The following is an 11,281-nucleotide window of genomic DNA, read 5'->3' on the forward strand; positions in this document are numbered from 1 at the left end:
CGTGCGGGCTCAACACTGGCTCGTCGCCCTGCCCGTGGTGGCGAGCCGGCTGCGCTCCCAAGGGATGCCGTCGAACGCCTGTTTGCGGAGTCCAGAGAGCCTAGGCTCGGCGCATGACCTTGGAATGGGAACAGGTGATTGTTCACTCGGCGGATCCGGTGGCCCTGGGGCGGTGGTGGGCCGATGCGCTGGGGTGGGTGGTGGTCCACTCCTCCGACGAGGAGTTCGAGATCCGCCCGGAGCCGGACCGCCTCCCCGGGCTGGACTTCGTCCGGCTCGACGAGGCCAGGAAGGCCAAGAGCCGGCTGCATCTCGACTTCAGGCCCGACGACCAGGACGCCGAGGTGGCTCGCCTCGAGGCTCTGGGCGCGAAGCGCGTCGACATCGGCCAGGGCGACCAGTCGTGGGTCGTCATGGCGGACCCCGAGGGCAACGAGTTCTGCGTCCTGGGCCAACGGCGTCCCTGAGCAGCCATGGAAAGGCCCGACCGCTGGCGACGGGGGATGCACCAGCGATCGGGCTATGGCCAAGGGTAACAAGGTTGTCGGTCGTGTGGGGCCAAGTCGGCGGGGAATCAGGCAGGTTGGCCGATCATCGTCCGCACGGGGGGTCGTAGGAGAGGCGCGGGAGGTACTCGTGCCACTTCTGAGGGGTGAGGACGTCGTGGGTGACCGCGCAGATGTGCTCGATCGCCGCGTCGGCGTCCAGGCTCCACAGGCGGACCGTGTCGGCGCCGCTGGAGACCCCGAGGACACGGCTGACCGGGCTGAACGACAGGAAGTTGCCCGTCTTGGCGTTGGGGCTCATCGACTGGCCGATGGGGCCGGCCTCGGCGGGGTGGGTGACGTTCCACAGCCGGACCGTGTTGTCGGTGCCGCCGCTGGCCAGGGTGCGGCCGTCCGCGCCGAACGTCAGTGACGTGACCGCCTCGGTGTGGCCGGTGAGCGGATCGCCCAGCGCGCTCGCCTCGGCGGGGCGGGTGACGTTCCACAGCCGGACCGTGTCGTCGTCGCTGCCGCTGGCCAGGGTGCGGCCGTCCGGGCTGTAGGCGAGGGCGTTGACGGGGCCGGAGTGCTCCGTGAGGGGCGCGCCCAGCGGTGTCGGGCGGGCGGGGTCGGCCATGTTCCACAGCCGGATGGTGCTGTCCGCGCTGCCGCTGGCCAGGGTGCGGCCGTCGGGGCTGAAGGCGAGGGCGTCGATGTAGCCCCGGTGGCCGGTGAGCGGGTCGCCCAGCGGGGCCGGGTGTGCGGGGTCGGATACGTTCCACAGCCGGATGGTGCGGTCGTCGTCGGCGGTGGCCAGAATGCGGCCGTCCGGACTGTAGGCCAGCGCGTTGGGGCCCATGAAGCGGGTCCGCAGGTGCAGCGGCGGTCCGGCGGGGGCCGGGTGCGCGGGGTCGGAGACGTCCCACAGGCAGACCTTCCGCTCGCCCGTGAGGACGGCGAGGGTGCGGCCGTTGGGCGAGAACTCCAGCGTGCTGGCGCCGTCCCCGCTCGTGAACGGCTCGCCCAGCGGCACGGGCCGGTCCGGACGCGCCACGTTCCACAGCCGGATCCTGCCGTCGCGTGCCGTCGTGGCCAGGACCTTTCCGTCCGGGCGGAACGCCCCGCTGCGGCCGATCATGTCCGAGGTGGGGACCGACCACAGGCGCACTTTGCTGTCGCCGCTGCCGGTGGCGAGGGTGCGTCCGTCGGGGCTGAAACCCAGGGCGTACATCTCCCCGCTGCTGCCCACGAGGGGCTGGCCGATCTGCGAGGGGGAGGCCGGGTCGCTGACGTTCCACAGGCTCGCCGTGCTGTCCGCGCTCGCGGCGGCGAGCCGGCCGCCGTCCGGGCTGAACGCCACGGACCAGATGGGGCCGGTGTGCCCGGTCAGGGGCGCGCCGAGCGCGGTGGGGCGGGCGGGGTCGGTGACGTTCCACAGCCGGATGGTGTCGTCCGCGCTGCCGCTGGCCAGGGTGCGTCCGTCGGGGCTGAAGGCGACCGAGTGCACGATGTCCGTGTGGCCCCGCAGCACGGTGCGGACCGGCTCCGGCCGACGCGGGTCGGCCACGTTCCACAGCCGGATCGTGTTGTCGTCGCTGCCCGCCGCGAGGGTGTGCCCGTCGGGGCTGAACGCCACGCTGCGCACCGCCGCGGTGTGCCCGCGCAGCGCGCCCAGCGCCTTCGGCCGGCGCGGGTCGGCCACGTCCCACAGCCGCACGGTGCTGTCCTCGCCGGCCGAGGCCAGGGTGCGGCCGTCGGGGCTGAAGGCGACCAGGTAGATGGTGCCCGTGTGCCCGGTCAGGGGCGCGCCGAGCGGTGCGGGGTGCGCGGGGTCGGTGACGTTCCACAGCCGGATCGTGCCGTCGTCGCCCGCGCTCGCGAGGGTGTGCCCGTCCGGGCTGAAGACCGCGCTGCTCACCCAGCTGGTGTGCCCGGTGAGGGGCGTGCCGAGGGGGCGGGGCCGGGTCGGGTCGCTCACGTTCCACAGCCGGACGGTGCGGTCGTAGCTGGCCGTGGCCAGGGTGCGGCCGTCGGGGCTGAAGGAGGTGAGGTAGACGGCGCCGGTGTGGCCGGACAGGGGAGTGGCCAGCGGCGTGTTCACGATGGAGATCAGGCGGCTGTAGGTGCCCTCGTCGCCGGGGCGCAGACGGTGGGCGACGAGGTCCAGCCGGGCGGCGAGCGACGGGTCGGTGTGCTGCACCCGGTCCGCCTCTGCGAGCACCTGTTCGAAGACGGCGTCGTCCCGCTGGTGCCAGGCGATCACCGCCGTGCCGCCGGCCAGCAGGGCGAGTACGACCAGGGCCGCCACCGCCGCCCGGCTGAGCCACACCGTGCGCTTGCGCAGCCGTACCGAGGCCGCCAGGAACTCCACCGCGCTGCGGGTCAGGAAGGTGTCCCCGGCCGACCGCGCCCAGCTGCGGGCCTGCTCCAGCCGGGAGCCCCGGTACAGCAGCGAGCTGTCCCGGCCCGAGTCCTCCCACGCCCGGCCGTCCTCCTCCAGGCGCTGGCGCAGCAGGTGGTCGTTGCGGTTGTCGTCGATCCAGTGCCGCAGCCGGGGCCAGGCGTGCAGCAGCGCCTCGTGGGTGATCTCCACGGTGTCCGCGTCCAGCGTCACCAGCCGGGCCCGGACCAGCGCCTCGAGGGACTCCTCGGTCTTGCCGGGGTCCGCCGACTCCTGCGCCAACTGCCGCCGGGTACCGCGCCGCCGGGTGGCGACGGTGTCCTCGCCGAGCCGGACCAGCCGCAGCAGGAGCAGCCGGGCGGCGGTACGCGCGGCGGGGTCGAGGCCGGACCAGGCGCGCTCGGCGGTCGCCGCCACCGCGCCCTGGATCCCGCCCGCCGCGCGGTAGCCGGCCAGCGTCAGCCGCCCGGCCTTGCGGCGCTGCCAGGTGGCCAGCAAGGCGTGCGACAGCAGCGGGAGCACGCCCGCATCGTGCGCCCCGCGCGGACCGTCGGCGCTCACCTCGCGGACGATCAGCTCGGCCAGCCCCGGCTCCAGCTCCAGCCCCACCGCCTTGGCCGGCCCGGTCACCGCCTCGCGCAGCTCGCCGCTGGTCAGCGGGCCGAGCACCATGTGCCGGTGCTGGAGCGCGTCGGCCAGTTCGGGGTAGCGCAGGCACTGTTCGTAGAAGTCGGCGCGGATGCCGAGAACGACCAGGAGGGGTGCGGGGCCGGCGGAGTCCGCGGGCGGGGTGCAGGCGGCGTGCAGGAGCTGGATGAAGGTACGCCGGTCCGCCTCGTCGGAGCAGAGGGTGAACGCCTCCTCGAACTGGTCCACGATGACGACCGGCCGGACCTGCGCGGGGGCCTCCCGGTCGGCCCACGCCGTGACGGCCTCCCGCACGGCCCGCGCGATGTGCGGTCCGTCGCCGCCCGGGGCGGCCGGGTTCCGTGACGCCTCCTGCTCGGCCCGGCGCGCGTCGGCCGCGACCGGGGCGAGGTCGGGGATGCGGCGGACCAGCTCGGCCAGCGGGTCGGCGCCAGGGACGAGTTGGAGGACGGTGGCGGGGGCGGGCTCGTCCTGCTGGAGGACGGTGGTCGCCGTGGCGGCCCTCTGGGGCGGGGGCGCCGCGTCGGCCTCCTGGGGCCGGACCGCCTCGGCGAGCCGGCCGTCGTGCAGGGCGCCGCCGGAAATCGCGGGGACCAGGCCGGCGTTGAGCAGGGAGGACTTGCCCGCGCCCGAGGCGCCGACCAGCATCACCAGGCCGCCGGTGCGCTCGGCGGCGCGCAGTTGGCCGAGGAGCGCGCTCGTGCTCCGCTCGCGGCCGAAGAACCAGCGGGCGTCCTCCTGCCGGTAGGAAGCCAGCCCCCGGTAGGGGCACACGCCTCCGGCGACGGGCGGGGCCTTTGCCGGTGGCGGCCGGTTCTCCTCGGCGGGTGGCGGGGGCCGGTCGCCGACCGGGTCGGCCAGCGCGCGCTCCCACAGCCGCTGCCAGTGCGCGACGTCGTACAGGCCCGTGGAGACCGGCGCGGGCCGCGCGCGCCGCGCCTCCGGGATCAGGATCTGCAGCACCGCCGCGAGTGCGGTGAACTGGGCCGGCACGTTCTTCGCCCGGCGCCAGTCGCTGATCCGCTGTGCGGACACCCGTACCGGCCGGCCGCGCTCGTCGACCCGCTGCAACCGTACGACCGCCTCGGCGACGCTCTTGAGGGGAGGGTTTCCAGCCTCCTTGTACAGCAGCGCGAGGCGCTCGGCGAAAGCTGTACGTGCCCCTGAGTCGGAACTCAAGGTCCCACCCCTTTACTTCCCCCCGTATCTGGACGTCCGGACCGGAAAACTCACCTTATACGCCTGACCTGCGAATAAGGCCGGTGCCGGAGACCGGAACCTCCTCTGCGGGGGCGTCGGATGGCAGGATCACAACCCCGGTAGCGGAAGCGTCACGCACCGTTCGGACAGGCCAGCGGTCCGGCGCGCGGAGAGACACCACATGGCGTCGAACTGTTCAGGTCAACTTCTGCCGAAGGCGGCGAGCGGCGGCCGTGTCGCCCTGTGAGTTCGCGTGCGTCCCCGGCTCCGCGCTTCGACTCGCGCCGATACGCCGACCAGGCGTGGGTCGACGCCTCTGCGCCGTCCGGTACCGGTCCCCACGAGGGGAGGGACCGGTGCCGGACGGGCAGGGGGCTCTCCGGGGAAGCCGGCCGCGGTCGCGTCCTCCGTCAGCCAACCCGCCGCACTGGCAGCGGTGACCGTCCGATGCTCGGCCTGTGCGGCACCGCTGTCCGGTCCTCCGCAGCATGCGGCATGGCTAACTGACGGACCGTCAGTTATGGTCGCCGCGTCGGCTGTTATGAAGGGGTGAGCGCCATGCAGCAGCATTCCCGGTGTCCGCGACCCGCCGGTGCGCCGCGGTGGGTCGCGATGTTCCGCCGGCCCGGCCGGGATTCCTGGACGGTGGGCGCCGAGTCCCCGCACCGGGCTCCCGTGCTGTACGCCGTCGGGGACATGACCCGGACCGTGCGGGCCCGCGGTGAGGAGCCGGCCGTCGCCCTGTGGGGACCGCGGGACGGCGCCTGGCACCTCTTCGACACCCCGGTCGCCAAGGCCTCCGCACCGGAGCGGCCCGCCGCGCCCGGCCCCGGTGAAGCGGGGAAGCTCGCGGAGCGCATGACGGGCCGCCGGCACCAGGTGCTCATGGCCGGACTGAGCAAGGCGGGCCTGTACGACCTGAGTTGCGAGGACGGCGAGGCGGTGCGGGCGCTGGCCGACCGGCTCGACGAGCCCACGGTCCGGCGGGTGGCCCACTGGCTGTCGGTCGCGGGCGGCGGCGGATTCGGAGCCCGGTCCGCCGGGCAGTGACGTCCTGGAAGCCGCAGTCACCGCTCATGGCTGGAGGACGTATGAAGGTCACCGTCGACCGCTCCCTGTGCTACGGCTCTGCCGAGTGCGCCCACCGGGTGCCGGCCGTGTTCGCGTTCGAGGACGGCTACGGCGTCGTACGGCCCGGCCGGGAGGAGTCGGCCGACGACCCGCGGGTCCGTGAGGCGGCCGAGAAGTGTCCCTCGCAGGCCATCGTGCTCACGGAGTAGGCGAGTCGTCCCGGCAGCTCCACCCGAGGTCCGCGAGCGCACGGGCCCTGGCCTCCGCGACCGCCGTGCGGGCCGCGCGTTCGCCGGGGTCGACGTGGGCCGCCTGGCCCGTGACCTGCCCCTCCCACTTGCGGTACAGCAACCCGGCCCGCGCCGAGAACCAGCCCCGGCTCACCGCGTTCAGCGCCAGCAGCAGGCCCGTGTCCTCGGACGCGGGCAGGGCCATCCAGCCGCCCAGGGCGGTCAGCAGGTCCCGGCGGACGCAGAGGGTCGCCGGGTGGACCTGGGCGCGGAAGTCGTTGCGCTTCCAGAAGTCGAGCACGGCACCGCGCTCGACCGGGCCTTCGTCCGGGTCGCCGGGGAATCCGGCCGTGGAGCCGTCGGGCAGCAGGTCCAGGGCCCGGGAGGTGGTCCAGCCTATGGCCCTGTCCGCCTCCAGCACGGCCAGGTCGCGGGCCAGCGCGCCCGGCGTGAGCCGGTCGTCGGCGTCCAGGACCTTCACATACGCGCCCCGGGCGTGCGCCAGCGCGATCGTCCGGGCGACTCCGGGACCGCCCCGCCTGCCCTGGTGGAAGACCACGCGCGGGTCCTCGGGGACGTAGGGGCGGACCTCGTCCGTGGCGCCGTCCTCCTGGATCACCCACTCCCACTCCCAGCCGCCGGGCAGCTCCTGCCCGCGCAGCGACGCCCAGGCGTCCGGCAGGAACCGGGCCGACGGGGCGTGGACAGCGGTGACAACGGTGACGCGCCTGGTCACGGCAGCACTCACCACCTTTCCGGAGACGTTCCGGGACATGATCCCAGGCGGTCTTCCGGCCCCGAACGCGCGAGACCCCCGGCCGAACCCGGCCGGGGGTCTTTTCCGTGTCGACTGGTGCGTACGCAAGTCGCCTTGGTGTCGAGACGTTGCGGTACTGCGTGCGGTCTGTCGGTCAGCAGTCGAGCGGTGCCGAACGCTGGCCGGCGATCACGGGTTCCGTCTGGGTCTCCTGCGTCTCGTCGAGGGGCCGGTGCCGGCAGCTGGGGGACTTCCCGTGGGCCTCGGCCCGGATCCGCTGCTTCATCGTGGGGGGCAGGGCCCTGGCATGGGACCAGGCCCAGTGGCGTGGTGCCGGGATCGTCGGGATCGTGCGGTGCGCCCTGTCGGTGCGCGGGCTCTCCGTCCGCGGGGTGGCCGGCGTGCCGGCCGCGTTGGCGGTGGTGGCGAGTCCGAGCGCCGTGCACAGCGCGAGGAATGCGGTGACGATGGCGGTCCACAGCTTCATGACCTTGTTGCTGGCCATGGCCCCTCACTTTCAGGTTGGGCGATTTGCGTACATTGCTCATGATGTGTATGGAGCTCGCGAAGTGGTGGACCGACGCCCGTGGCGCGACGATGTTCGGATGAACACCACCCGGATGGCCGTAAGAGGGGCGGAAAACCCTCAAAAGCTGGTGAGGGCCGGCGAAGGGGGAGCAAAGTAACCGTCCGTCGAGGTGTGCTCACCCTCTGATCGGAACGGCCTCCCACCTGGCCGATTGCGCTGCGGAAGGGGGCAGTTGGGGCTTGACGCAGGTCACCGATCGGTATCGGCCGGTGTGTATAGTCGGGCGCCAGAGGTCCCCTACGTCAAGGAAAGACGAGGTCGCGCGGTGAAGAAGCTGCTCCTGGTCGCACTGGCCGCCATCGGCGGGCTCCTCGTGTACCGCCAGATCCAGGCGGATCGCGCCGAGCAGGACCTGTGGACGGAGGCGACTGACTCCGTGCCCACGGGTTCGTGAGTCCCGATACCCGAATCTGAACAGACCCCGGCCGCCGTCGCGGCCGGGGTTTTGCGTTCTCCTGCGGTTGCGGGGTCCCGAGGGGTGCTGTAGGCGTTGCCGGGCCGGCGCAGACGTTGCCGGGCGTTTCGGACGTCCGTACGCGTTCCCCGGATGGCCGTGGGGCGGGCGGGGAAGGATGGGCCACGGTCCGGTGCGGTCGCCGAGATGGGCGCGACCGCGAAGTGGCAGGGGGTGGCCAGTGCGGGGGCGAGGGCGTGCGGCTCGGCGACGGCGAGGCCGTGCCGTTTGGCGGCGGGGGAAGCCGAGGGGGAGGATCGTGCGCGCCGCGCGGGCGGTGAGCGCCGTGACCCTCGTGCCGGCGCTCTGTCTCACCGGCGCGCTCCCAGGCGGAACCGCGGCCGCCGCCGACGCCGGGCCGGGGGCGTACGCCTTCACCCCGGGCGCTCCTACGGTCGCGGGCGCGACCGGTACCGCACAGGCACCGCGGCTCGACCCCGGCCGGACGTACCGCAGCTCCCTGCCGAGGAACGGCAGGCTCTACTACCGCCTCGACCTCACCGACGCCACGGCCACGGCGTACGTCCCGGTCACCGCCGTACCGTCCGCGGACGCCACCGTCTCCGCCACCGACGGCATCCGGGTGTCCGTCCGGGACGCGCACGGCACGGCCTGCTCCTACGGCTCCGCCCGCTTCGGCGCCGCCCTCAGCCCGCGCCCGGTCACCGCCCTCGCGGAGCGCGACGCGGACAAGGGGCTGTGCCGGGGCGCCGGGACGTACTACGTGCTCGTCGAACGCGAGGACAGCGGGGCCTCCGCCGGAGCGGCCCGGGAACAGGACTGGGACCTGGAGATCGCGCCCGCCACCGAGCCCCGCCTCGCCGGGGCCGGGGCCGGCACCGCGCCCGGGGCCTGGGACTCCGCCACGCCCGCCCCCCTCGCCGGGGAGCCGCGCGACCGGTCCGGCGGCTCCGGCTTCGCGGCCGCCCGCCCGTTGGGCCAGGGCGTGTGGCGGACCACCCTCGTGCCCGGCCGGACCCAGTTCTACAAGGTGCCGCTCGACTGGGGCCGCCGCGTGCAGGCCTCCGCGGAACTGGACGCCTCCCCGGGCCACGGATACGTCGGCGGCGCCGTGAACCTCGCCCTGTACAACCCCGTCCGCGGCCATGTCGAGGACGCCTCCCTCGGCTACACCGGCACCCGCAAGGCCGTCGCCCTCGCACCGCTGCCGCCGGTGGAGTACGCCAACCGCAACGCGGTGCCCGCCGGGGTGACCTCGATGCGCTTCGCCGGCGACTACTACCTCGTGCTGCACCTCAGCGAGCGGATGGCCGGCGTCTTCGGGCGAGGGCCCTTCGGCGTGACGCTGCGGGTCCGGGTGGACGGGCGGGCGCACGCGGGGCCGGACTATGCCGGGCGGCCCGTGCCGGACGGCGTCTTCACGGTCACGGCGCGCGACCGGGAGGCGGCGCTGACCGGGGACACCGGGGGCGGCTCGCCGATGAAGCTCCTCGCGGCCGGCGGGATCGGCCTGGGCACCGCGCTGCTGCTGGTGCTGGGAGGGTGGACGCTGGCGGCACGCCGGGCTCAGACGCGGGTCAGCGCCCAGAAGCCCACGGCGTAGCAGGCCAGCGCCAGCAGCAGGATCGGGATCGCGGCCTTGGCCGGCGGGCCTGGCCGGCGGTCCTTGCGCCGCGCCCGGCGGCCATGTGCGGCCGGTGTCCGGGGGGTGGCCGGGAGAGCCTGCGCGTCCTGGGCGGTGTACGCGGCGGTGGCGGTGTCACCGGGCCGTCCCGGCGCCGGGGACGGAGGAGCGGCCCACGGCGGGGGCGGCACGGCGCTCCACGCGGTGTGCGGCGGGGCGTAGGGGGGCGCAGCCGCCGGGTGCGAAGCCTGGGTGGGCGGAGTCGGCTCGGTGGCCCGGGGAGGCGGGATGCGGAAGCTTCCGGTGTCCGAGAGCGAGTCGCTGCCGTGGCGAGGGTCGCGAGGGTCGAGGGGTACGCCGAACTGAGCGAGAGGGGGGCCGGAACCCGTCGGCGGGTGCGTCGCTGGGGCGGTGCCCGCGGCTGGACTGCCTGTCGCGGGGCCGGCGCTCGCTTCTGGGCCGGTTGTCGCTGGGGCGGCACTCGCTTCTGGGTCGGCTGTCGGTGGGGCGGCACTCGCTTCTGGGTTCCAGCCTGTCGCCGGGGCAGGGCTTGCTTCTGGGTTCCAGCCTGTCGTTTGGCCGGTGCTTGCCTCTGCACCGCCCATTGCGGGGGCGGCGCTCGGTTCCGGGCTGCCGGTCGCGGGGCCGGCGCTCGCCTCTGAACCGCCCATTGCTGAGGCGGGGCCCGCTTCCGGGCTGCCTGTCACGGGGCCGGTGCCCGTCCGCGAACCGCCGTTCGTCCCACCCGTGTTCGCGTCCGCACCACCCCTCGGCGCACCGGTGCCCGCTTCGGAACCACCCCTCGGCGCACCGGTGCCCGCTCCCGGGCTGCCCGGCGCTGTGCCGGTCGTGTCCACCGCGCCCGTTGCGGTCCCCGAGGCGGACTCCGGGCGCCCCTTCAGGGGGCCTGCTTCGGGGCCGTCGGGGCCGAATCCCGGAGGCAGCGGGCCGAGTTGGTCGAATATCTCGATCGGCTCGTCGTCGAGGCCGGGTTCCGGCAGGAGTTCCACGGCGGAGGCGAGCGCCTTCCGGGCGCCCGTGGCGGTGCGGAACCGGGCCGCCGGGTCGGGCTGCAGGAGCGTGGCCACGACCTGCCAGAGTGGTTCGGGGATGCCCTTGGGCGGACCCGGGGTGCCTTGGTCCACGAAGTACTGAACGAGCGCCTTGGCGTCGGGCTTGGCGCCTTCCAGCAGGTACAGGGCGACCAGACCCACGGCGAACAGGTCGGCGGGGAAGTCCGGCTCGGCGCCCAGCAGTTGCTCGGGGGCGAGATAACCGGGCGTCCCCACCACGAGGTTGGTCTCCGTCAGGCGGGGCTCGCCGAACCGCATGGCGATGCCGAAGTCGGACAGCCTCAGCCGCGGCCGGCCCGTGCCCGTCGCCTCGAGGAGCACGTTGGCGGGCTTGATGTCCCGGTGCACGACCCCCTCCGCGTGCACGGCGGCGAGGCCGGACAGCAGCTGGTCGAGCAGGACGCACACGAACGCCGGCGGCAGGGGCCCGTAGTCCCCGACGAGATGGACGAGGGAGCCGCCGGCGACCAGGTCCATGGTGAACAGCACCTTGTCGTCGTCGGCGGCCCAGCTGGCAGGGGCGAGGACGTGGGGGTGGTCGATCCGCAGGGCCTGCTCCCGTACGAAACGCAGGAGGGAGTGGGCGTCGCGCTGCTGGAGCACCTTGGCCGCCACGTAGCGGCGTCGCCGGTGGTCCCAGGCGCGCCATACGGCGCCCACGCCACCTCGTCCGATCGGGTCGGCCAGCTCGTACCGGCCGGCGAACACCTCACCCATGGCTGCCGCAGCTCCTCCCCTGGGCCCCCGGGCCCCTCCCAGCGGCGCGACCACCCCGCTGCCCCCTGCGC

9 protein-coding genes are annotated in these 11,281 nt (G+C 74.4%); 5 read left to right on the forward strand and 4 right to left on the reverse strand.

Annotation, left to right across the window (positions count from 1 at the left end; translation table 11 throughout):
- Positions 1-113: 113 nt before the first annotated feature.
- On the forward strand, positions 114-467 hold the full coding sequence (locus ACLU3S_RS04700; RefSeq protein WP_413950440.1) for a VOC family protein: 354 nt from the start codon (positions 114-116) through the stop codon (positions 465-467).
- 124 nt (positions 468-591) lie between these two features.
- Here ACLU3S_RS04700 and ACLU3S_RS04705 read toward each other — a convergent pair whose 3' ends face one another.
- Positions 592-4,713 carry a hypothetical protein gene (locus ACLU3S_RS04705; protein WP_413950441.1) on the reverse strand — a complete coding sequence of 1,374 codons (4,122 nt, stop codon included), beginning with the start codon at positions 4,711-4,713 and terminating at the stop codon, positions 592-594.
- A gap of 633 nt (positions 4,714-5,346) precedes the next feature.
- On the opposite strand from ACLU3S_RS04705, the gene ACLU3S_RS04710 reads away from it, so the two are divergent.
- Both ACLU3S_RS04710 and ACLU3S_RS04715 read left to right on the forward strand, forming a co-directional pair.
- On the forward strand, positions 5,347-5,784 hold the full coding sequence (locus ACLU3S_RS04710) for a hypothetical protein (RefSeq protein WP_413950442.1): 438 nt from the start codon (positions 5,347-5,349) through the stop codon (positions 5,782-5,784).
- Positions 5,785-5,825: 41 nt separating this feature from the next.
- Positions 5,826-6,014 carry a ferredoxin gene (locus tag ACLU3S_RS04715; protein WP_413950443.1) on the forward strand — a complete coding sequence of 63 codons (189 nt, stop codon included), beginning with the start codon at positions 5,826-5,828 and terminating at the stop codon, positions 6,012-6,014.
- On the opposite strand, the gene ACLU3S_RS04720 is transcribed toward ACLU3S_RS04715, so the two are convergent.
- Both ACLU3S_RS04720 and ACLU3S_RS04725 read right to left on the reverse strand, forming a co-directional pair.
- Complete coding sequence (locus tag ACLU3S_RS04720; RefSeq protein ID WP_413950444.1) at positions 6,004-6,771, reverse strand: glycosyltransferase family 2 protein; 768 nt, start codon at positions 6,769-6,771, stop codon at positions 6,004-6,006. The genes ACLU3S_RS04715 and ACLU3S_RS04720 overlap by 11 nt on opposite strands.
- 175 nt (positions 6,772-6,946) lie before the next feature.
- The gene (locus ACLU3S_RS04725) at positions 6,947-7,297 is read right to left on the reverse strand and encodes a DUF6344 domain-containing protein (RefSeq protein ID WP_413950445.1); all 351 of its coding nucleotides are present in this window, start codon (positions 7,295-7,297) and stop codon (positions 6,947-6,949) included.
- A 349-nt stretch (positions 7,298-7,646) separates the two neighbouring features.
- Here ACLU3S_RS04725 and ACLU3S_RS04730 point away from each other — a divergent pair, with 349 nt between their 5' ends.
- Positions 7,647-7,775 carry a DLW-39 family protein gene (locus tag ACLU3S_RS04730; RefSeq protein WP_003999697.1) on the forward strand — a complete coding sequence of 43 codons (129 nt, stop codon included), beginning with the start codon at positions 7,647-7,649 and terminating at the stop codon, positions 7,773-7,775.
- A gap of 346 nt (positions 7,776-8,121) precedes the next feature.
- Positions 8,122-9,399 carry a hypothetical protein gene (locus ACLU3S_RS04735; protein ID WP_413950446.1) on the forward strand — a complete coding sequence of 426 codons (1,278 nt, stop codon included), beginning with the start codon at positions 8,122-8,124 and terminating at the stop codon, positions 9,397-9,399.
- On the opposite strand, the gene ACLU3S_RS04740 is transcribed toward ACLU3S_RS04735, so the two are convergent.
- Positions 9,363-11,210 (reverse strand): protein kinase domain-containing protein, encoded by a 1,848-nt coding sequence (locus tag ACLU3S_RS04740; protein WP_413950447.1) that lies wholly within the window; start codon positions 11,208-11,210, stop codon positions 9,363-9,365. The two genes, ACLU3S_RS04735 and ACLU3S_RS04740, sit on opposite strands and share 37 nt — an antisense overlap.
- Between the last annotated feature and the right edge of the window lie 71 nt (positions 11,211-11,281).

Source organism: Streptomyces sp. AF1A (genome assembly GCF_047340315.1).
Lineage (GTDB): Bacteria > Actinomycetota > Actinomycetes > Streptomycetales > Streptomycetaceae > Streptomyces.

Bases quoted from the DNA above. Each gene is read 5' to 3' on its own strand.
- ACLU3S_RS04700 (WP_413950440.1), top strand. From the start codon at position 114: ATGACCTTGGAATGGGAACAGGTGATTGTTCACTCGGCGGATCCGGTG.
- ACLU3S_RS04710 (WP_413950442.1), top strand. From the start codon at position 5,347: ATGTTCCGCCGGCCCGGCCGGGATTCCTGGACGGTGGGCGCCGAGTCC.
- ACLU3S_RS04715 (WP_413950443.1), top strand. From the start codon at position 5,826: ATGAAGGTCACCGTCGACCGCTCCCTGTGCTACGGCTCTGCCGAGTGC.
- ACLU3S_RS04725 (WP_413950445.1), bottom strand. From the start codon at position 7,297: ATGGCCAGCAACAAGGTCATGAAGCTGTGGACCGCCATCGTCACCGCA.
- ACLU3S_RS04740 (WP_413950447.1), bottom strand. From the start codon at position 11,210: ATGGGTGAGGTGTTCGCCGGCCGGTACGAGCTGGCCGACCCGATCGGA.